This is a genomic window from Neobacillus notoginsengisoli, assembly GCF_003515685.1.
GTDB classification, from domain to species: domain Bacteria; phylum Bacillota; class Bacilli; order Bacillales; family Cytobacillaceae; genus Bacillus_D; species Bacillus_D notoginsengisoli.
Map to the genome: position 1 here is coordinate 291,963 of NZ_QWEG01000005.1, position 21,421 is coordinate 313,383.

The window sequence follows — 21,421 nt, forward strand, 5'->3', positions numbered from 1 at the left end:
GCTGACTTATCTGATTGGCTGTGTTAGAATTAACTTTAAAAAAATCTGCACTTTAAAGCGTTAAAGCGGCGGAGTGTAACAACGAGGTGTTTCTTATGCGCTGGAAAAAGCAATTACATTCACTTGCGCCATATCAGCCAGGCAGGTCAATTGAGTCAGTAAAAAAGGAATACGGTTTAAAGACAATCGTGAAACTGGCCTCTAATGAAAATCCATTCGGTTGCTCACAAAATGTGGAGGCAGCAATAAAAAAGGCCAGCATTGATTTTAACTATTATCCCGATGGCCATGCAGGTGAACTCCGGTCAACACTTTCTCAAATGCTGGAGGTCGCACCGGACCAATTGATTTTCGGAAATGGTTCTGATGAAATCATTCGCATCATATCAAGGGCTTTATTGTATCCGGGGGCAAATACAGTCATGGCATCCCCGACCTTTCCCCAATACCGGCACAACGCGGTCCTCGAAGGCGCGGATGTTCGTGAGATTCCCTTGGTCAATGGCGGACATGATTTGGATGCCATGCTAAAAGCAATTGATGGACAGACAAATGTTGTTTGGATTTGCAGCCCGAATAACCCAACTGGCGTCCATATACCGGACGGCTTTTTGACGGCATTTTTGCAAAAGGTGCCTGAGGATGTGCTCGTTGTGATTGATGAAGCATACTGTGAGTACGTTACAGCTGCCGACTTTCATGATTCACTGGCCCTTGTCAACCAGTTCTCTAACGTCATTGCGCTTAGAACATTCTCGAAAATTTATGGGCTTGCGAGCCTGCGTGTAGGCTATGGAATCGCCAATCCTGCCATTATCCGGATGCTTGAACCGGCGAGGGAGCCTTTCAATACGAATACGATCGCCCATATAGCTGCAAAAGCCGCACTTGCCGACCTGGAATTTGTTGAACGTGCAAAGCGGTTGAACAGGAAAGGCATGGAAATGTTCTATGAATTCTGCAGGAAGTGGAATCTGCCTTTTTATCCTTCTCAGGGAAATTTCATCTTAATTAATTTCAAACAAGAAGCAAACAAGGTGTTCCAATCTATGCTAGAACGGGGATTTATTGTCAGATCTGGGGCTTTACTCGGATTCCCGGACAGCATTCGGGTAACAGTTGGTACTGAAGAACAAGTTGCGGCTATTATTAATGAATTCGAAGCATTCCTCGTAAATGAATGCAAAGCAATCGTGTAGGGAAGTGTTCGAATGAAAGGGAATGTATTAGTAATTGGGTTAGGGTTGATAGGGGGTTCCCTTGCTCTTTCCGTAAAAAAAGCACATCCCGAAGCCAAAGTAACTGGCTTTGATATTAAGCACCGCCAAGCTGAACTGGCAAAATTGCTTGGCGTCATTGATGAAATTTCCGAAACAATTGAAGAGGGCGTTGTCGAGGCGGATTTAATTATTATCTCAGCTCCGGTAAGGGAAACAGCCCGAATCCTTAAAGAACTTGAATCTTGTTCGTTAAAAGAATCCGTCATTATTACTGATACAGGCAGTACAAAAAACGAAATTGCCCGCCTCGCTGCACCTTTAACCAATAAAGGTATCTGTTTTATCGGAGGCCATCCGATGGCCGGCTCCCATAAAAGCGGAATTACCGCGGCAAAGGAGCGCTTGTTCGAAAATGCATTTTACATATTAACTCCTGGTAAAGCGGAGAAGGCGCAAAATATCGCCGTGCTAAAGGACTGGCTGCTTGGGACGAACGCCCGGTTTTTAGAGCTTCCGCCTGATGAGCATGATTATTTGGCTGGAGTGATTAGCCATTTCCCGCATATCATTGCCGCATCCATTGTCCATCAAACCGAAAAGTTGTCTGGAAAGTATGAACTTTTGCCAAGGCTTGCCGCTGGGGGGTTCCGGGATATAACCCGTATTGCTTCGAGCAGCCCTGAAATGTGGCGTGACATTCTGCTTCATAATAAAAATGTGCTGCTGGATTTGCTTACAATGTGGCAAAAGGAAATGGACTATGTGAAGGAATTGCTGGAGCACACGGATGAAGAGGCTGTGGCCACTTACTTTTTCAAAGCGAAAACATTCCGGGATGGTCTTCCTGCGAATAAAAAAGGTGCTATACCCGCATTCTACGATCTTTTTGTCGATATCCCTGATTATCCAGGGGTCATATCGGAGATCACAGGCTACCTTGCAAATGAAAACATTAGTATAACGAATATTAGAATAATAGAGAGCAGGGAAGAAATATATGGCGTATTGGCCATCAGCTTCCAAACGAGCGGGGACAGAGACAGGGCTGAGAAATGCATTAGATCCTGCACCCCATACCCCATGTCTTACGAAATTTAATTTTCCGGAGGTGTCAGGATGGAACCAATTTTGTTAGAGCCGGCAGCCAAAGGCCTTTATGGTGAACTTAAAGTCCCGGGTGATAAGTCTATATCGCATCGGGCGGTTATGTTTGGCGCTATTTCTTCGGGTATCACAACAGCGAAAAATTTCCTGCCTGGGGAAGACTGCCTGAATACTGTTTCATGCTTCCGAAAACTTGGTGTTGATATTGAAACATCCGGTACTGAAGTTCGAATTAACGGGAAAGGGCTGGACGGGCTAAAAGAATTCGAAGGCCTGCTTGATGTGGGAAATTCCGGCACTACCATTCGGCTCATGATGGGATTATTGTCAGGAAGGCCTTTTACTTCGCACATTACAGGAGACGAATCTATCGCAAAACGGCCAATGAACAGGGTAACATCACCGTTACTTGAAATGGGGGCGAAAATTGAAGGCCGGGAGAACGGCAAATATGCTCCCATAACAATTTCAGGCGGCAGGCTAAATGCCCTAACGTATTCCATGCCTGTTGCCAGCGCACAGGTTAAGTCGGCGGTTCTCCTTGCAGGGCTTCAAGCTGAAGGAGAAACCGTTATTAAAGAACTCGCCCCAACGAGAGACCATACAGAAAGAATGATCCGACTGTTTGGCGGGAATGTAACTACCTCAGGTAAAAACATTTCCATAAAGGGGGGGCAGCAGCTAAAGGCGGCTGACATTGAAGTTCCGGGGGATATCTCTTCGGCTGCGTTTTTCCTTGCAGCAGGTTCAATCGTACCTGGCAGTGAGATTTTACTCCGAAATGTTGGTCTTAATTGGACAAGAAGCGGAATTTTCGATGTGATGGAGAAAATGGGAGCCAATCTTTCCATCGACAGAAAAGAAGAGAGCTTTGAACCTGTTGGGGATATTCGAATAAACTATTCAAAGCTAAAAGGAACGACTATCGAGGGTGGTCTGATTCCTAGGCTAATTGACGAACTGCCGATTATTGCTCTTCTAGGAACACAGGCCGAAGGGGAAACGATCATCCGGGATGCGGCTGAATTAAGAGTGAAAGAAACGGACAGAATCGAGACAGTAGCGGCGGAATTGCGGAAGCTCGGCGCACAGATTGAAACGACGGATGATGGAATGGTCATCACCGGGGGAACAAACCTTCATGGAGGAACCGTATCAAGCCATGGTGACCACAGGATAGGCATGATGCTCGCCATCGCCTCATTAATTTGCAAAAAAGAAGTCACACTTGAGGATCCAGCCTCCATTGCAATTTCATACCCCAACTTCTTCACGCATTTAGCAAAATTAAGATAAACCTGTCTTAAAGGCAGAAGAAAACACCCTGAAGGCGCCAGTCAATGCATGGCGCCTTTTATGTCATGATTTTGTGACAATGATTAACGGACATAATTTTCTGAATTCGGCATAGCTTGTCTTAAGACTTGCTTAAGGGTGATAATATGCCGTACATTATTGAAAATGCCGCTATGTTGAAAGAAGGCCGCCTTGACTTCTGCTCCATCCTTACAGACGGCAAAGAAGTAACAGCCATTCGAGCTGATTTAGCGAACTATTCATTAATAAGAATGAATGTTGAACCTTTTATCATGACCCCCACCCATACTATTCTTGACAGCACATTCCGAGACAAGAAGAGTAGGGAAGTAGCCGGAATCATTGAAGACAGGTATTTAAAGAAGGGTTGTACCACTGTCTTGACTTATGTCGAAGTTGAATATGAGAAAGCTCTGCATGGCCGTTTGCAGGAAATTGAAGAAGCCTTTAGCCAATCGTCCGCTGATTATGCAATTGGAATAAAGGTACCAGTCAGGAGCTTAACTCCGTCTCTTTTGGTGGGGTGCAAAAAAATGAAATTGCCTGCTGTTTTTGTGGATGTAGATTCGTTAGAAAGCATGGATTCCGTTCCGTGGGGGTGGATTAGAGGGGCAATATTTCCTTATAACTGTCCGCTTATCCCTGTCTTCTCCGGTGTGGAAGACGTATTAAAGAAACAGTCTTTGGGTAAATGGGAAAAACTCATGCATCATTGGAAAATACCCTCCGTAAACCATGAACTGATCGAGGGCACGCCATTGTCGGCCAGTGTCCTGAATAAAATTGGCATTTATCCTTGGAGGTCCAGCCTTCAGCATAGGTCGGAATTAAGCTATAATTTATATAAGAGAGTTTTTAGCAAGAACAATGACAAAGAATTGCTTATCTGCCAAACGGATGAACCGGTCATTACTGTCCATAAAGGAAAAGTGATCCGTTCGGGAAAGAGAATAGATTTTAAAAAGGGGAGCGGGGAATATATAAAAGTAAAAACCCACGCTTTTTACTCCTTTAACCATTAGAAATGTGGGGCTGAATAGATGGAAATTGTTAAGAAAATCATTGGAATGCTTGAAAGCGGCCAACATAAGGAAGCTATGAATGAATATAATGAAGTATTAAAAAGCGGAACCTCAGAGGAAAAATTCGTTTTAGCCGAAGAGTTCCTAAGCTTTGGCTTCTTGAAGGAGGCAATCTCCCTGCTGGAGAACCTTCTGCTTTTTTATCCTGGTGAAGGGGAAATTATTGTCCTACTCGCCGAAGCATATATTGACCATGACGAAGAAGAGAAGGCGATCCTCCTTCTTGAGGAAATTGACACAGATGAACCTTCTTATGGGGAAGCACTGCTTCTTCTGGCAGATTTATATCAGATGCAAGGATTAATCGAAGTCAGTGAGAGGAAACTGCTCCTTGCCAAGGACCAATTGCCGAATGAGCCGGTTGTAACATTCGCGCTTGCTGAGCTATACAGCTCAATGGGGGAAGTTGGAAAAGCAATTGACTACTATAACGAAGTTTTAAAAGTACAGGATGAAATTGCGGGGATTAGCATCCATCAGAGACTTGCTGAAAATTTGAGTGCTGTTGGCGCATTTGAGGAGTCCTTGCCTTATTTTGAAAAAGCGCTGCAAAACAATATTGAAATCAACACCTTATTCGGCTTTGCGTTTACCGCACTTCAGGCGGGGTACAGCCGGACCGCCATCGAGAGGTTCGAGGAGCTGAAAAACCTTGACCCTGAATACCATTCCCTTTATCTTCATCTTGCAAAAGCCTACGAGTTGGAGGAAAACCTTGAAAAGGCGTTTGAAGCAGTACAAGAAGGGATCAGGCAAGACGAATTTAATAAGGACCTAATGTTCTACGGTGGAAAAATTGCCTTGAAACTGGGTAGGGAAGAAGAGGCGGAACAGTATTTCCGTGAAGCAATCGCTCTAGATCCCGGTTTTTCGGAAGCCGCCCTAACATTGAATAAACTTTTTATCCATCAAGAACGGTTTTCTGATGTGATTGACTTACTCGAAGCAATCGATGTAGATGAACATGCCGATCCACAGTTTTTCTGGGATGCTGCTATTGCTTACCATGGTCTCGAGGAATATCCAAAGGCATTAGAACATTATGAAGCCGCATATATTTATTACAAAAATAATGAAGATTTTCTAAAAGATTATGGATATTTCTTAATTGAAGAAGGAAAAACAGCCTTGGCTGCCGAAGTTTTTAAACAACTGGCAAAAAGAAATCCCGTTAATGAGGAATATGCTGATTTGGTTGACCGGCTAACGGAAGAGATGTAAAGTTTAAACTCGCAGAGGAGGGAAAAGATTATGGCAACCCCTGTATCTGTCAACGAGAAAAAGGACTTTATCAGATGGTTTTTGAACCATTACCAATTAAAGAGACGAGAATGTGTGTGGATCCTGAATTATCTTATGAGCCATGACCAGTTGATGGAAAAGGTACATTTTGTTGATCAGGCTCAGTATTGCCCAAGAGGCTTGATTATGTCCGCCCATTGTGTTGATAAGGTGCCGTTCAGGTTTTATAAGGAAAACATTATGACAACCGATGCAGAAAAGTCTTTCCATGATATCCGCCTGAACAGGGATGAAGAAATTTATATTCAGCTGAATTTCAACGCGTCAAATAAGGTTCATCAATATGCAGCGGTTTTGGAGGATAATCCTTATATCCCACGCCATTTGCAATTTAATGAAAAAGATCGGGAAGTCGCGGAGCAATTCCTTAGCTACAGCATCCAGCGCTTCAACGAAGAAAAACTTTTACAACTGATTGATGAAGCACTGGATAAACAGGATAAGGAAGCATTTCTAACCTTTACGGAACAACTGAACAGCTTGAAAGAACTGCAGAAAAATGAAGGCCTGCTCTAAGCGGGTTTTTCTTTTGCCTGAGCAAAAAAGGATAATCGTAGAGAGCAAAAGTGGTATGATGAAGCCATATAGTAATTGGAAGTATAAGGAGAGGAAAATCCATGAAATGGACCGCGCAGGATCTTGATGTTTACAAGAGTGCAAAGGAATATGTCGATACTGCCTTGCTGCCTCTTGTACCTGTTGCCTTCGGTGAGGAAATGGGACAATCAGCCTCAATGTCGGAGTACACAGGATTGCTGGCCAGCCAGCTTGAAAGGCAGTTCACGGGCCGTCTCATTTTATTGCCCGCATTTACATACATACAAACTGAGAAAATTGAAGAGGCTGTACGCAGGCTTAATAATTGGGAAGAAGGCCTTACCGCTGAAGGAATCAAACATATTTTCCTTCTCACCTGTGACGAAAATTGGCGGTTTGAGGAAAACAAGCTAAAGGGATCCCTCATCTGGCTTCCAGTATTGCCTTTGTCAAGTATCGAAGAGCAGCAAAGAATTACCCTTGTAAACGGACAGATTAAACAGCTAATGAAACTATTTACAGCAAAATGGAATGCAGATTGAAACCTTTAAAAATACTTTTTCAGATTAAATGTTCACAAAATAGTATAATATTGACCTTGCAATAAGATTGATATATCATGATAATGTCCTAGTTAATCTATGTTAATTGTCCTATGGACTTAACTTGTGAACAGAGGGGGGAGAACCATGAGTAAGCATCGAGTTTCAAGAAGACAGTTCCTTAGTTATACATTGACGGGCGTAGGTGGTTTCATGGCCGCGGGTATGCTAATGCCGATGGTCCGATTTGCCATTGACCCTGTCCTAAGGGCCGACGAGGCAGGCGATTTCATTCCGACATCGCAAAAAATGGCGGATATTACGAGCGAACCTGTGCGGGTTGATTTCACTTTTAAGCAAAAAGATGCCTGGTATGAATCTGAGGTAACGAACACTGCATGGGTGTACAAGGATGACGATGGCAAAATTGTCGCCCTGTCACCTGTATGTAAGCACCTTGGCTGCACAGTTGGCTGGAATAACAGTGAAAAGTATCCAAATGAATTCTTCTGTCCATGCCATAATGGGCGTTATTACAAAAGCGGTGTAAACGTTCCGAATACTCCGCCAATGGCGCCGCTAGATGTATATCCATATAAGGAAGTAGACGGCTACCTTTATTTAGGTAAGGCGAAGCCGAAAAAAGCCTAGAAAGGAGGCGTAATCGATGTTAAACAAAGTTTACGATTGGGTAGATGAACGTCTTGATATTACGCCCCTGTGGCGCGATATCGCAGACCATGAAGTACCAGAGCACGTTAACCCTGCCCACCATTTTTCCGCATTTGTTTACTGTTTTGGCGGATTGACATTCTTTATTACAGTTATTCAAATTCTGTCAGGAATGTTCCTGACCATGTATTATGTCCCGGATATTAAAAATGCCTGGCAGTCTGTTTATTACTTGCAAAACGAGGTTGCTTTCGGGAAAATTGTCCGCGGAATGCACCACTGGGGTGCGAGTCTTGTCATTGTCATGATGTTTCTACATACGCTCCGGGTATTCTTCCAGGGAGCATACAAAAAACCGCGGGAGCTCAACTGGATTGTTGGTGTCCTGATTTTCTTTGTGATGCTTGGCCTTGGTTTAACAGGCTATCTTCTCCCTTGGGATATGAAAGCGCTGTTCGCAACAAAGGTAACCTTGCAGATTGTCGAAGCAACGCCATTAATAGGACCTCAGCTGAAAGCGCTAATGGCGGGGCACCATGAAATCGTCGGTGCGCAGACAATTTCACGTTTCTTTGCCATTCACGTGTTTTTCCTGCCTGGTGCATTGCTGGGACTGATGGGAGCCCACTTCATTATGATCCGCAAGCAGGGCATTTCCGGACCGCTATAAAATTGCCTGAATATAGAATGGGGCTGACTGTCCCGTTCCACGCTACGAAAGAGGAGGGGATTGTTCGATGCAGCGCGGTAAAGGTATGAAGTTCGTTGGTGACTCCCGAGTTTTGGCACCATCCGAACGAAAGCCTATGTATCCTAAAGATTATTCTGAATACCCCGGAAAAACTGAAGCTTTCTGGCCGAACTTCCTTTTGAAGGAATGGCTTGTCGGCGCTGTTTTCCTGGTCGGTTTTTTAAGTTTGACGGTGGCGCACGAACCACCGCTTGAAAGAATCGCGGACCCAACAGACGCGGGTTATCTCCCGCTGCCTGACTGGTATTTCTTATTTCTTTATCAGCTTCTTAAGTATTCTTACGCATCAAGCCAATACACCGTTGTCGGTGCAATGGTCATTCCCGGCCTGGCTTTTGGCGCGCTTCTTCTTGCGCCATTCATCGACCGCGGACCTGAACGACGCGCCTCGAAGCGGCCTGCCGCGACGGCTTTCATGCTCCTTGCGATTGCCGCAATTTTCTTCCTGACATGGCAGTCAGTCGCAACCCATGACTGGGAAGCTGCGAAAAAGCAAGGTATGATTGTCGAAGGTATTGATAAGGATGCCGAAGGATATAAAATTTATGAAGCGCAAGGATGTATTTCCTGCCATGGCGGCGAACTGCAGGGAAGTGCAGGCGGCGCCACATTGATCGATAAAGGCTTCCCTGCCGATCATGTTGCCGATGTTGCAAAAAATGGTTTTGGCAAAATGCCATCAGGACTATTTACTGGTACTGACGAAGAACTAAAGGTACTTGCCGAATATATTTCTACATTGAAAAGCGAGTAAATACCAAAAGCTGGTGATAATGGTTCACCAGCTTTTTCTTACTTTTTTTAACTAGTCTGTATGTGGTAACATTAGTACATAGATGAATTGTAAAGGCGGAAATTCTCGTGGCAAAGTTGATTTATCCTCTCTTGGCTTACCGGCCATTTTTATGGCTATTGGTCATCGTGAATATTGCCGGGACCATTTATGGCTATGTGTGGTACGGCTGGCAGCTGAAAGAAACACCGGCAAAGTTTCTCGCATTTGTGCCCGACAGCCCGACAAGCAGCTTATTTTTTGTTTTTGTCCTAATTGCCTTCCTCTTAAAAAGGAATTGGCCATTGATGGAAGCGCTCGCTCTTGTTACTTTGTTCAAGTATGGCCTTTGGGCCGTCGTTATGAACCTGCTGGTCTATGCCGTGACAGGGAATTTGAGCTGGATTGGCTGGATGCTAGTGCTATCCCATTTCGCGATGGCCGTCCAAGGCATCCTGTATGCCCCTTTTTACAAAATAAAAGGTTGGCACCTTGCTGTCACAGCGATATGGACATTACATAATGATGTCATAGATTATGTGTTCTTTATGATGCCAAGGTATGAAGTTCTCCATCTCTACACACAAAGAATCGGTTATTTCACATTTTGGCTGTCAATCGCCTCCGTATTGCTCGCCTGGTATTTATGCATAAGGCCAAATCGGTTTAAACTTGATCTTTAATATTTTTGCCTCTGTCAAACTTAGGTGTTGATTTCCACTGCGCAAAGGAGAGCTTCTGAGAGTAATCATCGCAGGGACACAAAGGAAAGCTCCAAGGAATTTGCATCGCAGAGACAGGCGATCTTTGCCTGTCACGAGGCACACGCTTTCCGCGGGGCGTCAGTGAAGCCTCCTCGGCGCTTAAAGCGCCTGTGGGGTCTCCACCTTACCGCTAAATCCCGCAGGACAAACAGCTTCCTCGAATATGCTCTGCACGAAAAAAATGCGGTAGCACAAGGAAAGCTTCCGTGAATCGGCCTCGCAGGAATTATGCGATAGCACAAGGAAGTCTTCCCCGAAATCACATCGCACGAAATTATGCGTTAGCATAATTGAGGATAATTCACGATTTTCGAGGAGTCGGTGCCCTCCGTTTCAATCAACGTAATTAAAAATCAACAACAGCCTATAACAGAGCCATCTCTTAAAAACACCGAAAATAATCTGAGGATTATCCACTTGGACAAGTTCTAGACTTGTCCCCCTTTTCATACATTCATACTAGTATGAGAGGGGTGGCTATGAATGAAGCTAAAATGCTTGCTGATCATCTTAATAATTTTTTTATCTCCCGTAACCGCCGTGGCTGATGGCCAGCCGGCTGCAATAGAAAGACTTGACTCCATCTCGGATGATGCGTTCCAGATGGCGAAGAATCAACGATATGCAGAGGCTCGGAAATTATTAAACTACTTTTCTGAGCAATTTAACGGGGTAAGCAAGGACCGTTTCCAATTTTCCATGGATGAAGCCAGAATCATTACAGTCTCTCATGATGAAGCAATGGAAGCGTTAGCCAGTCCGGCACTCGCTCACCTGGAAAGGCTGAATAAGGTAACGAGGTTCCGGCTGGTTATGGATGCGTTGGCAACTTCGAGTGAGCCTTTGTGGCTGGAAATGGAAGACCAAATTATGAGTTCCTTCACTCTGGCAAAAAAATCCGCTTTAGAAGGGGATCAAGAAGGATTTCATGCGAATGTTAACTCCTTTTTATCACTTTACAACCTTATCTATCCGAGCATGAAAATAGATCTTTCAGCAGAAAATATCCAGAGGCTTGACGTGCAGGTAGGGTTCCTGGAAGAATTCAGGCCGACCGCCTCTCCCAGCCAGGCCGATATAGAAGAGTTTGAAGCGCTTGAAGCAAGCCTTCAGACGATATTCGATGGAATCGAAGAGGATGAGGCTGACCCTTCATTATGGTGGGTCATTAGTTCAACCGGAAGCATCATCATTATGACATTATCTTATGTAGGCTGGAAAAAATTTAAAGCTGACAAGAAAGAATCACGAAAACGCTCTAATGAGCTAAAAGATTGACTTCACTTCCTTTCACAAATAGAATTTTATACAACAAGGATTGTCTCTAGGAGGTTCATTTATGTTCATCTTGTATATTGCACTGATTATCCTAATACCCCTTTGGGCTCAAATGAGGGTAAAGGGGGCTTTTAATAAATATTCAAAAGTTCCTTCATCATCAAGAAAGCCGGGTGCTGAAGTCGCGAGGGAAATTCTTCAGGCAAACGGCATTTATGATGTTAGAATTGAAGAAGGCAGAGGGTTTCTCAGTGACCATTATGACCCGCGGGCGAAAGCTATCCGCCTTTCACCGGAAATCTATCATGGCCATTCCTTGGCAGCGACTGCGGTTGCCGCCCATGAGGTTGGACATGCCATCCAGGACCAGCAGGATTATGCTTTCCTAAGATTCAGGCATGCGCTTGTTCCTGTCGCAAATATCGGCAGTAACTTCGCTTGGGTCCTGATTATGATTGGCCTTTTGGCGCAAATGAGCGGCATGCTGCTTGTCGGAATCGCATTTATGGCTGCGGCTGTCCTTTTCCAAATCGTCACCTTGCCTGTTGAATTCAATGCTTCATCAAGGGCTATGGATCAGGTAGTTTCACTTGGCATCATCCGGAACGAGGAAGAAAGGAATACAAAGAGGGTTCTTGATGCGGCAGCTTTAACCTACGTCGCGGCTGCAGCAGTCGCGGTACTGGAGCTGCTAAGGCTTATCCTCATTTTCACAGGTATGAATAGAAGTGATTAATAGAAACGAAAAGAGCGGGCCATCTCGGCACCGCTCTTTTCGTTATAAAAACCAACCGATTAAATTTCGAATGGATCTTTATTTGCATCAAGAGTAAAGCCCTCTCCAAGAACATCATGGACTTCTGTTACCGAAACAAATGCATGGGGATCTACTGAAGTAATAACGTTTTTCAACCTAATAATTTCATTTTTTGGAACCACACAATACAGAACTTCCCTTTCATTTTTTGTAAAATAGCCGTAGCCCTTCAGGACGGTTACACCACGGTCTAACTCAATCAGGATCTTTTCGGCAATTTTATTGTTCTGTTCTGAAATAATCATGGCGCCCCTTGCGGAATAGGCACCCTCTGCCATCACATCGATGACCCTGGCGCCAACAAAGACAGCAACTAAAGTATACATAGCTTCTCGGTAATCTAAATAGGTGAGGAATGAAGCCAAAATGACGAGTGCGTCGAACAGAAACATCGTCCTGCCCATGCTTACCCCCCAATATTTTTGGAAAACTCTCGCGATAATATCCACGCCTCCAGATGTCCCGCCAAACCGGAAAATAATACCGAGCCCGATTCCGATACAGACACCGGCAAATAGCGCTGCAAGAAGCAAATCATTTGTTAGAGGCATGTCAAGAGGGAACCTCTGAAAAATCCACAAGAAAATCGATACTCCTACTGTACCGATGATTGTATAAATAAATGATTTGCGGCCAAGAAGCTTCCAGCCCAGGAAAAAGAGCGGAATGTTTATAATAAGGTTTGTATAGGCCGGATTAAATTTGAACATGAAATAGAGGAGGAGGGTAATTCCAGTCACTCCGCCTTCAGCTAGTTTGTTTTGGATATTAAAATTAACGATTCCAAACGACATAATCGCTGTACCGAGTAAAATGAGTAAAATGTTTTTTACTTTTAGGCCCTTGATCATTATAAGTTGCCTCCTAGCTAGATTTTCCAATTGCCAAAGCGGCTTTAATTATAGCGGATAATAACAATAAGGGCAATTTCCGCAATAATCGTTCCGTCAAAAATATTTGTAAATAGAAAAACATTTAGCTAACATGAAAGCTATAGCTTCCTAAAAAAATCTTAAACATACATCTGACAATATGGGGTGGTAATGATGGATAGCGCAAAAACGGTAAGACAGCTCCAGCAAGAGGTAGGTGATCATATCGGCCAGTTTAAAGAAGGCTATTTCAGCCCATTGGCCATGATGGCAAGACTCACTGAAGAGCTGGGTGAACTTGCGAGGGAAATTAATCATTATTATGGTGAAAAACCAAAAAAACAAACAGAAAAAGAAAAAACAGTTGATGAGGAAATAGGGGATGTACTGTTTGTCTTGATTTGCCTTGCGAATTCACTGAATATAGACCTGCAAGATTCGCATGATATGGTGATGGAAAAGTTCAGGACGAGAGACAAAGACCGCTGGACAAGAAAATAAAGGTAAATGGAGTGGTGGGAATGGAAAAAATCAGAATTGTCATTGCAGGCCCGCGTGGTAGGATGGGAAGCGAAGCAGTCAGGATGGTTGAAGAAACCCCGGGCTTCGAACTTGCAGCTGTCCTGGACAGGAAAAATAACGGGCGCAAACTGAATGAAATAGGGCCATTTCAAGAAAGCGATGTGCCTGTATTCGCGGATATTGAAGACTGCCTTCAATCTGTAAAGGCGGATGTACTAATTGACCTGACCGTTCCAGAAGCAGGCATGCACCATGCCAGGATTGCTTTATCGTACAATGTCCGGCCAGTTGTCGGAACAACAGGATTCAGCCAAGAGGAGCTAGATGAGCTAAAAGAGCTTGTCCGGGAAAAGGGAATTGGCTGTATTATTGCCCCGAATTTTGCGATTGGCGCAATTTTGATGATGAAATTCGCAAAAATGGCCGCCAAATATTTTCAGGATGTTGAAATCATTGAAATGCACCATGACAGGAAGCTTGATGCGCCATCCGGGACCGCACTAAAAACAGCGCAAATGATTTCTGAAGAACGGAGAAAGCAAAAACAAGGCCATCCTGAAGAAAAGGAAACATTGAAGGGGGCAAGAGGTGCAGACTACGAAGGAATGCGCATCCACTCAGTACGTCTTCCTGGATTGATCGCACATCAGGAGGTGCTATTTGGATCAGTTGGTCAAACCCTTACGCTCCGCCACGATTCTTACACGAGAACATCTTTTATGTCGGGGGTCAAGACGGCTGTGGAAACCGTAATGAAGATTGACACCTTTGTATATGGCCTTGAAAATATTATGGAATAGGTGGAAAAAGCTGTGAATATTGCATTAATTGCCCATGATAAAAAGAAAGATGATCTTGTCCAATTTGCTGTGGCATACAAGGATATTTTCGCAGGACATTCATTATTTGCCACCGGGACAACCGGGAAGAGAATTTCAGAGGCGACAGGCCTTGACATCCATCGGTTTCAGTCAGGACCTCTGGGAGGGGATCAGGAAATTGGTGCTATGATTGCCAAAAACCAGATGGACGCGATATTCTTCTTCCGTGACCCGCTTACAGCCCAGCCCCATGAGCCGGATGTCAGTGCATTGCTAAGGTTGTGTGATGTGTATTCCATTCCTCTCGCTACTAACATGGGGACAGCCGAGGTTTTGATAAAAGGAATGGAAGAAGGCCATTTGGACTGGAGAAAGATTGCAAAGGAAAAGACAAATGAGAGAATCGACTGACAACGTACATATTCTTGCTTTTGGCGCCCATGCAGATGATGTCGAAATCGGCATGGGAGGCACAATTGCAAAATTTGCTGCCCGGGGCAAAAAAATAGTGATTTGCGATTTGACGCTTGCAGAATTATCCTCGAATGGGGATGTTGCAACAAGGCAAAGAGAAGCTTTTTCCGCAGCACAGCTGCTTGGAGCTGAACGGGTGGCGCTTGATTTACCGGACAGGGGATTGTTTTTGCAACAAGAAAATATTAAAAAGATCGTAAACATCATCAGAAAATATCGCCCTAAGGTTATTTTTGCCCCATATAAAGAGGATCGGCATCCCGATCACGGTAATTGTGCCCGCCTAGTTAAAGAGGCGCTGTTTTCAGCGGGGATTAGGAAGTATGATTCGGGTACTAGTGTTCCGCCCCATAAAGCGGAAAAACTTCATTATTATATGATAAATGGTTTCCATACACCGGATTTCCTAATTGATATATCGCATTATATGGACCAAAAAAAAGAAGCGTTAAATGCTTATAAAAGCCAATTTGCCAAAAACTCTTTAAGCATCGACACGCCTCTTGTAAATGGATATATTGAGTCTCTAGAAGCGAGGGAATCACTTTTTGGCAGACTGGCTGGCACGGACTATGCGGAAGGATTTATGGCTGATTCGCCCTTGCTGCTTGATTTAGATTTAGTAGGAGAAAAATAGTATGAGGAAATTGAAAATAGGCATAACCTGTTATCCGTCTGTCGGCGGGTCTGGGGTCATTGCGACAGAATTAGGAAAACTACTGGCTGAGAAGGGGCATTCCATTCACTTTATTACATCGAGCATGCCCTTCAGGCTTCAAAAAATGTACCATAACATTTTTTATCACCAAGTTGAGGTGAATCAGTATTCTGTTTTTCAATACCCCCCATATGATATTGCTTTAGCAAGTAAAATGGCGGAGGTTGCAAATCAGGAAAAACTGGATGTGCTTCATGTGCATTATGCAATCCCGCATGCCGTTTGTGCGATATTGGCGCGGGAAATGAGCGGCAGGGACCTTAAAATCGTAACAACCCTGCACGGAACGGATATAACTGTACTCGGCAATGACCCTTCGTTGTCAGATGCGATTAAATTCGGGATTGAAAAGTCTGATGTCGTTACGGCAGTGTCCGACTCACTATCAGCTCAGACTGCCGAGATGATTAATCCCGATAAAGACATAGAAACAGTTTATAATTTTATTGATGAAAGAATTTACAAACGAAATGCTGAAACAGACTTAAAGGCGAGGCTTGGGATTTCAGCCGATGAAAAAGTAATCATCCATGTTTCAAATTTCCGGCCGGTAAAGAGAGTGAAGGATGTTGTAAAGGTGTTCGCACAGATTAGCCAATCACTTTCATCCAAACTCCTTCTAGTCGGGGATGGCCCGGAGATGAGGAAAGTTTCCAGGCTGGTTTCAGAGCTTGGCCTGAAAGAAAAAGTCCTGTTCCTTGGAAAACAGGACAATGTGGATGAGTTATACTCGATTAGCGACTTAATGCTTCTTCTTTCCGAAAAAGAGAGCTTTGGGCTTGTTGCGTTAGAAGCGATGGCTTGCGGTGTTCCTTGTATAGGAACAAATATTGGCGGGATCCCCGAAGTCATAGAGGACGGAGTGAATGGCTTTATTTGCCGGCTTGGCGATATTAGCCAGATGGCGGAAAGAGCTCTTTTCCTTCTCGGCAATCCGGCTCTCCACACTGAATTTTCTAACGCAGCCTCCATTAGTGTGAAAGAGCGGTTCAATGCGAATAAAATCGTCAGCCAATATGAAGACATTTATTATAAACTGCTGAAATAGGGTGAAAATGATGGAGAAACCATTTTCCGATGCATTGCCGGTCATTGATGCACTAAAAAATGCCGGTTTCGAGGCTTATTTTGTTGGCGGGTCGGTCAGGGACAAAGTACTTTCCAGACCTGTAGATGATATCGATATCGCTACCTCCGCGCGACCCGAGCAAATAAAAATTATTTTTCATAAAACCGTCGATGTAGGAATAAGCCATGGAACGATCCTTGTCCTTTTCAAAGGGAATTCTTATGAAGTGACCACTTTTAGAACGGAATCAGGCTATAAGGATTTTCGCAGGCCCGACCAAGTTGAGTTTGTCTCCAATTTACATGAAGACTTAAAGCGCCGAGATTTTACGATGAATGCCATGGCAATGGACAGAAATGGAAAACTTCTTGATCCGTTTGGCGGCAGAGATGATATAGAAAAAAGACAGATCAGGACAGTTGGAAGTCCTTCAGAGAGATTTGGGGAAGATGCCCTTCGTTTATTACGGGCAGCAAGGTTTGCAAGCCAGCTCGGTTTTTCGATTGAACTCCATACATACTCTTCTTTAATTCATTCTGCATCTCTTCTCAAACACATTGCCGTCGAGCGAAAAAAGTCGGAGTTTGAAAAACTTCTTATAGGCGCAGCGAGAAAAATAGGACTTGAAATTCTTTGCAAAACTGGAATGCTCCATTACCTTCCGGGATTGGCCGAAAAAGCACATGTCGTTAGGAGGCTTATTTCATACGAAATAGAATCTCTTTATGTAAATGAAATGTGGGCTCTTTTGTTACACTGCATGGAGATTGAGGGGAATAAAGCTGAAGCTTTTTTAAGAGGGTGGAAGCTGTCTGTCAAGCAAATGAAGGATATTGTGAAGTTGCTTCACTTTTATCACCTTAGGCTGGAAAACGAGTGGGATAATCTGTCATTATTTAAAGCGGGAAAAGCTGTAATCGCTTCTGTTGAAAAACTCATTCTAGCCACACAGGGAGAATCCTGTAGAAGAACGCCGGATTACTTCATTTCGCTGTTTGACGATCTTCCTATCAAGGAGAGGGATGAATTAGCGATTTCGGGCGGGGACCTTATCCGCTGGTACGGTAAAAGTGGGGGCCCATGGGTAAAAGAAATGCTTGAACATACCGAAAAAGCTGTTCTCTCGGGGAAAGTAAAAAATGATAAGGAAACGATAAGGGAGTGGCTTTTGAGGTGCAGTCAGAAATAAGGAAAAGGCTGATCGACGCATTTACAGATGCTAGCGGTGAATTTCTTTCGGGGCAATCTATAGCAGAATTGATCGGCTGCTCACGTACGGCAGTCTGGAAGCACATCGAAGGGCTTCGAGAAGAAGGTTTTACAATTGAGGCAGTAAGAAGGAAAGGTTACCGAATCGTTGATACTCCTCAAAAATTATCTTCAGATGAAATCAGGCTTGGCCTGAAAACAGATTTTATCGGGCAAAAGGTTTTTTATTATGAGTCAGTGGACTCAACCCAAAAAATTGCCAACGACCTTTCCACGGAAAATGCTCCGGAAGGGACCCTTGTCATTGCTGATGAACAAACATCAGGCAGGGGGAGGATGGAACGGAAATGGCATTCACCAAAAGGCGAAGGCATATGGATGAGTTTGCTTGTCCGTCCGGAAATCCCCCCGCAGCAAGCTCCACAGCTCACCCTACTTACGGCAGTCGCCGCTGTTAGGGCGATTGAAGAAGCGGCCGGACTCACCCCAGTAATAAAATGGCCGAATGATATTATGGTGAATAGCAAAAAAATTGCCGGAATATTAACCGAGATGCAGGCTGAAGCAGACCGGATCCATTCTGTCATTATTGGTATAGGAATAAACGTAAACCAAGATAGAACAGATTTTCCTAAGGAACTCCTAGGAACGGCAACATCTTTAGCAATTGAAACAGGAAACGGCCTGCCGCGCTCAAGAATTATCCAGGAATTCTGCGCTCAATTTGAGAAATTGTATTTATTATATTTGGAAAAAGGTTTTTATCCGATAAAATTGCTTTGGGAAAGTTATGCTAGAGGGATTGGCTCATTCATGCGTGCCAGGACCTACAACGGCGTTATTGAAGGGGTGGCATTGGGGATTACGGAGGATGGCGTTCTCAAAATAGAGTCTTCCGACGGAACAATTCATAAGATTTACTCGGCTGATATAGAATTTCCCCTTTCATAGTTATTAACGGTGGTAAATGAAAGGGTTTTTTTGCTATAATTCGATTGGGCGGTATCCAAGTGAGCTGCACCATTGCTAGGACAATTCAAAATGGTTTCTGCCTAGATCCGTAAAGGACCGGGACAGAGGGATTAAACACGACTAAAAAAATGGGATCCTCTGCCTTCAGCTGGATCTTTTTCTATGCTGCCGGCAAAGCAAACCCGTTATGTCCCCTCTTCCGAAAAGAAGGAGGATTATTGGATGAAGCAAACGACAGATTTTTTGAAAATGAAAGAAGCCGGTGAAAAGATAACGATGCTAACCGCATACGACTATCCTTCCGCAAAGACAGCCGAACAGGCAGGAATTGACATGATTCTTGTGGGGGACTCTCTCGGTATGGTTGTATTGGGATACGAAACAACGATCCCTGTAACCGTCGCTGACATGGTCCACCATGCAAAAGCTGTCCGCAGGGGAGCGCCAAATACATTCGTTGTTGTTGACATGCCGTTTATGAGCTATCATGTTTCAACCGCAGATACACTTTTGAATGCTTCGAGAATTATTCAGGAAACAGGCGCGCATGCCGTTAAACTTGAAGGAGCGGAGGAAGTCCTCGGCAAAATCAAGGCGCTGACGACAGCAGGGGTTCCTGTAGTTGCGCACCTCGGTCTGACACCGCAATCTGTCGCCGTCCTTGGTGGATATAAGGTACAGGGGAAAGACGCAGCGGCGGCAATGAAATTAATTGAAGATGCCCGGCTATGTGAAGAGGCGGGAGCTTTCGCCCTCGTCCTTGAGTGTGTTCCAAAACAACTCGCAGCCCAGGTTTCAAGCAAGATTTCTATTCCGGTCATTGGCATTGGAGCAGGTTCCGAAGTCGATGGACAAGTACTCGTCTATCATGACGTAGTTGGCTATGGATCCGGACGGGTGCCGAAGTTTGTTAAGCAGTATGGCCAAGTTAGCCAGGAAATTATCGGGATGATTGAGAATTATGTATCCGATGTTAAAAACAGCCTTTTCCCTGAAAAGATTCATACATTCACTATGAAGGAAGAAGAGCTCCAGGCACTTTACGGAGGGAAGAATGAAAACAATTGAAAACATCAAGGAAATGCAAAATGAAATACTAGCGAGGAAAAGAGAAGGAATGTCAATTGGTTTCGTCCCAACGATGGGATTTCTCCATGAAGGCCACATGTCTCTTATCCGTAAAGCTAGAGCTGAAAATGATATCGTTGTGGTCAGCATCTTTGTAAACCCGCTACAGTTCGGCCCTAACGAGGACTATGAGGCATACCCGAGAGATATGGCACAGGACAGCAAATTGGCTGAAGCTGAAGGGGTCGATTATCTATTTTCACCTTCCGTAGCAGAAATGTATCCGAATGAGCCGTCTGTCGGCGTGGTTGTCCAAAAAAGGACAAGTGTTCTTTGCGGGAAGTCCAGGCCTGGCCATTTTGATGGCGTTGCGACTGTTTTAACAAAACTCTTTCATATCGTCCTTCCAGACAGAGCTTATTTTGGTCAGAAGGATGCTCAGCAGGTAGCCGTAGTGGAGGGGTTGATAAGCGACTTTAATTTTCCAGTAGAACTCGTCCCCGGTGAAACAGTGAGGGAGGAGGACGGCCTCGCCAAGAGCTCCCGGAATGTTTTTCTTACGCCAGATGAGCGAAAGGAAGCAGCCTGCCTCCATTTGAGCCTTGAAGCAGCACGTGCAGCGATTGAAAGCGGCAAGAAAAACCCAGAGACAATTCGTGAACTGATTACTACGATGATAGAAAATCAAACGAGTGGGATCATTGACTATATCGAAATATATAGCTATCCGGAATTGGAGCCAATTGAAGAATTAAAAGGCAGATTCATCATTGCCTTGGCCGTTCGGTTCTCAAAAGCTAGACTCATCGACAACATGATTTTTAATCTTTAACCCCAAAGGAAGAAGGGGATTTGGAGGAGTAAACAATGTTCCGCACCATGATGAACGGAAAAATCCACCGCGCCCGTGTAACAGAAGCGAATCTGAACTATGTCGGAAGCATAACAATCGACGAAGATCTTCTCGATGCGGTTGGGATGACAGCTAATGAAAAAGTGCAAATTGTCAACAATAATAACGGCGCAAGACTGGAAACTTATATTATTCCGGGAGATCGGGGGAGCGGGATTGTCTGCCTTAATGGAGCTGCTGCGAGGCTTGTCCAAGAAGGAGACGTTGTCATTATCATTTCCTACGTACTCATTCCGGAAGAAAAAGTGCCAACCCACCAGCCGAAAGTAGCCATTATGGATGAAAACAACCACATTGTCGAACTCATTCATGCCGAACCGGCGAATACTATCATGTAGTCGTAGAAAACTCCCGGAACAAAGGGAGTTTTCTTTTTCATCACACTCCCTTGTAAAAGGGAATACTAAACAAGCAGACCATTCAGGCAAAAGAAATTAATCTTTAAAAGGTTGAACTTAATTTTTTCACAAATTTGTCAAGGAAGTAGGCTTATTGAAGCTGAAGGCACGAAGACTCCTCGAAAATCGTGAATTATCCTCAATTATGCTAACGCATAATTTCGTGCGATGTGATTTCGGGGAAGACTTCCTTGTGCTATCGCATAATTCCTGCGGGGCCAATTCAC

The 21,421-nt window shown here is 44.3% G+C and carries 24 protein-coding genes; 23 read left to right on the forward strand and 1 reads right to left on the reverse strand.

The genetic code is table 11. The annotated features are described in order from the left end of the window. The first annotated feature begins 95 nt into the window (after nt 1-95). From hisC to D1B31_RS10035, 13 genes are all read left to right on the forward strand, one after another. Nucleotides 96-1,199 carry a histidinol-phosphate transaminase gene (gene hisC / locus D1B31_RS09975; protein ID WP_118920625.1) on the forward strand — a complete coding sequence of 368 codons (1,104 nt, stop codon included), beginning with the start codon at nt 96-98 and terminating at the stop codon, nt 1,197-1,199. Nucleotides 1,200-1,211: 12 nt separating this feature from the next. After that, a complete protein-coding gene (locus D1B31_RS09980) occupies nt 1,212-2,318 on the forward strand; it encodes a prephenate dehydrogenase (protein WP_118920626.1) in 1,107 nt (368 codons plus the stop codon). Between the two features lie 18 nt (nt 2,319-2,336). Next, entirely contained in the window at nt 2,337-3,620 is a 1,284-nt protein-coding gene (gene aroA, locus D1B31_RS09985; RefSeq protein ID WP_118920627.1) for a 3-phosphoshikimate 1-carboxyvinyltransferase, read from the forward strand. Nucleotides 3,621-3,766: 146 nt separating this feature from the next. Next, on the forward strand, nt 3,767-4,663 hold the full coding sequence (locus D1B31_RS09990) for a hypothetical protein (RefSeq protein WP_118920628.1): 897 nt from the start codon (nt 3,767-3,769) through the stop codon (nt 4,661-4,663). 18 nt (nt 4,664-4,681) lie between these two features. Beyond that, complete coding sequence (locus D1B31_RS09995; RefSeq protein ID WP_118920629.1) at nt 4,682-5,944, forward strand: tetratricopeptide repeat protein; 1,263 nt, start codon at nt 4,682-4,684, stop codon at nt 5,942-5,944. Nucleotides 5,945-5,974: 30 nt separating this feature from the next. Next, on the forward strand, nt 5,975-6,541 hold the full coding sequence (locus tag D1B31_RS10000; protein ID WP_118920630.1) for a ReoY family proteolytic degradation factor: 567 nt from the start codon (nt 5,975-5,977) through the stop codon (nt 6,539-6,541). A gap of 101 nt (nt 6,542-6,642) precedes the next feature. Then, on the forward strand, nt 6,643-7,104 hold the full coding sequence (locus D1B31_RS10005) for a YpiF family protein (RefSeq protein ID WP_118920631.1): 462 nt from the start codon (nt 6,643-6,645) through the stop codon (nt 7,102-7,104). Nucleotides 7,105-7,251: 147 nt separating this feature from the next. Further along, a complete protein-coding gene (locus D1B31_RS10010) occupies nt 7,252-7,755 on the forward strand; it encodes a Rieske (2Fe-2S) protein (RefSeq protein ID WP_118920632.1) in 504 nt (167 codons plus the stop codon). 16 nt (nt 7,756-7,771) lie between these two features. Continuing rightward, complete coding sequence (qcrB, locus tag D1B31_RS10015) at nt 7,772-8,446, forward strand: menaquinol-cytochrome c reductase cytochrome b subunit (RefSeq protein ID WP_118920633.1); 675 nt, start codon at nt 7,772-7,774, stop codon at nt 8,444-8,446. A gap of 67 nt (nt 8,447-8,513) precedes the next feature. After that, nucleotides 8,514-9,281 (forward strand): menaquinol-cytochrome c reductase cytochrome b/c subunit, encoded by a 768-nt coding sequence (locus D1B31_RS10020; RefSeq protein WP_118920634.1) that lies wholly within the window; start codon nt 8,514-8,516, stop codon nt 9,279-9,281. 107 nt (nt 9,282-9,388) lie between these two features. After that, nucleotides 9,389-9,982, forward strand: a complete 594-nt coding sequence (gene lhaT, locus D1B31_RS10025; RefSeq protein WP_118920635.1) for a lipoprotein heptaprenylglyceryl N-acetyltransferase LhaT — start codon at nt 9,389-9,391, stop codon at nt 9,980-9,982. 564 nt (nt 9,983-10,546) lie between these two features. Next, entirely contained in the window at nt 10,547-11,341 is a 795-nt protein-coding gene (gene ypjB, locus D1B31_RS10030; RefSeq protein ID WP_118920636.1) for a sporulation protein YpjB, read from the forward strand. Nucleotides 11,342-11,402: 61 nt separating this feature from the next. Next, entirely contained in the window at nt 11,403-12,077 is a 675-nt protein-coding gene (locus D1B31_RS10035) for a zinc metallopeptidase (RefSeq protein WP_118920637.1), read from the forward strand. 59 nt (nt 12,078-12,136) lie between these two features. Here the strand turns inward: D1B31_RS10035 and D1B31_RS10040 are convergent, their stop codons facing one another. Next, nucleotides 12,137-13,009 carry a YitT family protein gene (locus D1B31_RS10040; RefSeq protein WP_118920638.1) on the reverse strand — a complete coding sequence of 291 codons (873 nt, stop codon included), beginning with the start codon at nt 13,007-13,009 and terminating at the stop codon, nt 12,137-12,139. Between the two features lie 195 nt (nt 13,010-13,204). Between D1B31_RS10040 and D1B31_RS10045 the strand changes: the two genes are divergently transcribed. The 10 genes from D1B31_RS10045 (at nt 13,205) to panD (ending at nt 21,134) form a co-directional block, all read left to right on the forward strand. Continuing rightward, nucleotides 13,205-13,531 carry a nucleotide pyrophosphohydrolase gene (locus D1B31_RS10045; protein ID WP_118920639.1) on the forward strand — a complete coding sequence of 109 codons (327 nt, stop codon included), beginning with the start codon at nt 13,205-13,207 and terminating at the stop codon, nt 13,529-13,531. Nucleotides 13,532-13,551: 20 nt separating this feature from the next. Further along, nucleotides 13,552-14,352 (forward strand): 4-hydroxy-tetrahydrodipicolinate reductase, encoded by an 801-nt coding sequence (dapB, locus tag D1B31_RS10050; protein ID WP_118920640.1) that lies wholly within the window; start codon nt 13,552-13,554, stop codon nt 14,350-14,352. Nucleotides 14,353-14,364: 12 nt separating this feature from the next. Further along, a complete protein-coding gene (gene mgsA / locus D1B31_RS10055; protein WP_118920641.1) occupies nt 14,365-14,784 on the forward strand; it encodes a methylglyoxal synthase in 420 nt (139 codons plus the stop codon). After that, the gene (gene bshB1 / locus D1B31_RS10060; protein WP_118920642.1) at nt 14,768-15,484 is read left to right on the forward strand and encodes a bacillithiol biosynthesis deacetylase BshB1; all 717 of its coding nucleotides are present in this window, start codon (nt 14,768-14,770) and stop codon (nt 15,482-15,484) included. Before mgsA ends, bshB1 begins: the two co-directional genes overlap by 17 nt. 1 nt (nt 15,485) lies before the next feature. Next, a complete protein-coding gene (gene bshA, locus D1B31_RS10065) occupies nt 15,486-16,613 on the forward strand; it encodes an N-acetyl-alpha-D-glucosaminyl L-malate synthase BshA (protein ID WP_118920643.1) in 1,128 nt (375 codons plus the stop codon). A gap of 7 nt (nt 16,614-16,620) precedes the next feature. After that, a complete protein-coding gene (locus D1B31_RS10070) occupies nt 16,621-17,823 on the forward strand; it encodes a CCA tRNA nucleotidyltransferase (protein WP_338036467.1) in 1,203 nt (400 codons plus the stop codon). Next, entirely contained in the window at nt 17,796-18,794 is a 999-nt protein-coding gene (locus D1B31_RS10075; protein WP_118920645.1) for a biotin--[acetyl-CoA-carboxylase] ligase, read from the forward strand. Before D1B31_RS10070 ends, D1B31_RS10075 begins: the two co-directional genes overlap by 28 nt. 243 nt (nt 18,795-19,037) lie before the next feature. Then, nucleotides 19,038-19,883 (forward strand): 3-methyl-2-oxobutanoate hydroxymethyltransferase, encoded by an 846-nt coding sequence (panB, locus tag D1B31_RS10080; protein ID WP_118920646.1) that lies wholly within the window; start codon nt 19,038-19,040, stop codon nt 19,881-19,883. Next, nucleotides 19,870-20,715 (forward strand): pantoate--beta-alanine ligase, encoded by an 846-nt coding sequence (gene panC, locus D1B31_RS10085; protein ID WP_118920647.1) that lies wholly within the window; start codon nt 19,870-19,872, stop codon nt 20,713-20,715. The genes panB and panC overlap by 14 nt, the downstream gene beginning before the upstream one ends. Nucleotides 20,716-20,750: 35 nt before the next feature. Next, nucleotides 20,751-21,134 (forward strand): aspartate 1-decarboxylase, encoded by a 384-nt coding sequence (gene panD / locus D1B31_RS10090; protein WP_118920648.1) that lies wholly within the window; start codon nt 20,751-20,753, stop codon nt 21,132-21,134. The last annotated feature ends 287 nt before the right edge of the window (nt 21,135-21,421 follow it).

What these genes read in the sequence shown, in the direction of transcription:
- D1B31_RS09995 (WP_118920629.1), top strand. Translation starts at nt 4,682, where the DNA reads ATGGAAATTGTTAAGAAAATCATTGGAATGCTTGAAAGCGGCCAACAT.
- qcrB (WP_118920633.1), top strand. Translation starts at nt 7,772, where the DNA reads ATGTTAAACAAAGTTTACGATTGGGTAGATGAACGTCTTGATATTACG.
- D1B31_RS10045 (WP_118920639.1), top strand. Translation starts at nt 13,205, where the DNA reads ATGGATAGCGCAAAAACGGTAAGACAGCTCCAGCAAGAGGTAGGTGAT.
- panC (WP_118920647.1), top strand. Translation starts at nt 19,870, where the DNA reads ATGAAAACAATTGAAAACATCAAGGAAATGCAAAATGAAATACTAGCG.
- D1B31_RS09980 (WP_118920626.1), top strand. Translation starts at nt 1,212, where the DNA reads ATGAAAGGGAATGTATTAGTAATTGGGTTAGGGTTGATAGGGGGTTCC.
- D1B31_RS10040 (WP_118920638.1), bottom strand. Translation starts at nt 13,009, where the DNA reads ATGATCAAGGGCCTAAAAGTAAAAAACATTTTACTCATTTTACTCGGT.
- D1B31_RS09990 (WP_118920628.1), top strand. Translation starts at nt 3,767, where the DNA reads ATGCCGTACATTATTGAAAATGCCGCTATGTTGAAAGAAGGCCGCCTT.
- D1B31_RS10035 (WP_118920637.1), top strand. Translation starts at nt 11,403, where the DNA reads ATGTTCATCTTGTATATTGCACTGATTATCCTAATACCCCTTTGGGCT.
- panB (WP_118920646.1), top strand. Translation starts at nt 19,038, where the DNA reads ATGAAGCAAACGACAGATTTTTTGAAAATGAAAGAAGCCGGTGAAAAG.
- D1B31_RS10000 (WP_118920630.1), top strand. Translation starts at nt 5,975, where the DNA reads ATGGCAACCCCTGTATCTGTCAACGAGAAAAAGGACTTTATCAGATGG.
- aroA (WP_118920627.1), top strand. Translation starts at nt 2,337, where the DNA reads ATGGAACCAATTTTGTTAGAGCCGGCAGCCAAAGGCCTTTATGGTGAA.
- bshB1 (WP_118920642.1), top strand. Translation starts at nt 14,768, where the DNA reads ATGAGAGAATCGACTGACAACGTACATATTCTTGCTTTTGGCGCCCAT.
- panD (WP_118920648.1), top strand. Translation starts at nt 20,751, where the DNA reads ATGTTCCGCACCATGATGAACGGAAAAATCCACCGCGCCCGTGTAACA.
- D1B31_RS10070 (WP_338036467.1), top strand. Translation starts at nt 16,621, where the DNA reads ATGATGGAGAAACCATTTTCCGATGCATTGCCGGTCATTGATGCACTA.
- D1B31_RS10020 (WP_118920634.1), top strand. Translation starts at nt 8,514, where the DNA reads ATGCAGCGCGGTAAAGGTATGAAGTTCGTTGGTGACTCCCGAGTTTTG.
- D1B31_RS10010 (WP_118920632.1), top strand. Translation starts at nt 7,252, where the DNA reads ATGAGTAAGCATCGAGTTTCAAGAAGACAGTTCCTTAGTTATACATTG.
- dapB (WP_118920640.1), top strand. Translation starts at nt 13,552, where the DNA reads ATGGAAAAAATCAGAATTGTCATTGCAGGCCCGCGTGGTAGGATGGGA.
- bshA (WP_118920643.1), top strand. Translation starts at nt 15,486, where the DNA reads ATGAGGAAATTGAAAATAGGCATAACCTGTTATCCGTCTGTCGGCGGG.
- ypjB (WP_118920636.1), top strand. Translation starts at nt 10,547, where the DNA reads ATGAAGCTAAAATGCTTGCTGATCATCTTAATAATTTTTTTATCTCCC.
- D1B31_RS10005 (WP_118920631.1), top strand. Translation starts at nt 6,643, where the DNA reads ATGAAATGGACCGCGCAGGATCTTGATGTTTACAAGAGTGCAAAGGAA.
- hisC (WP_118920625.1), top strand. Translation starts at nt 96, where the DNA reads ATGCGCTGGAAAAAGCAATTACATTCACTTGCGCCATATCAGCCAGGC.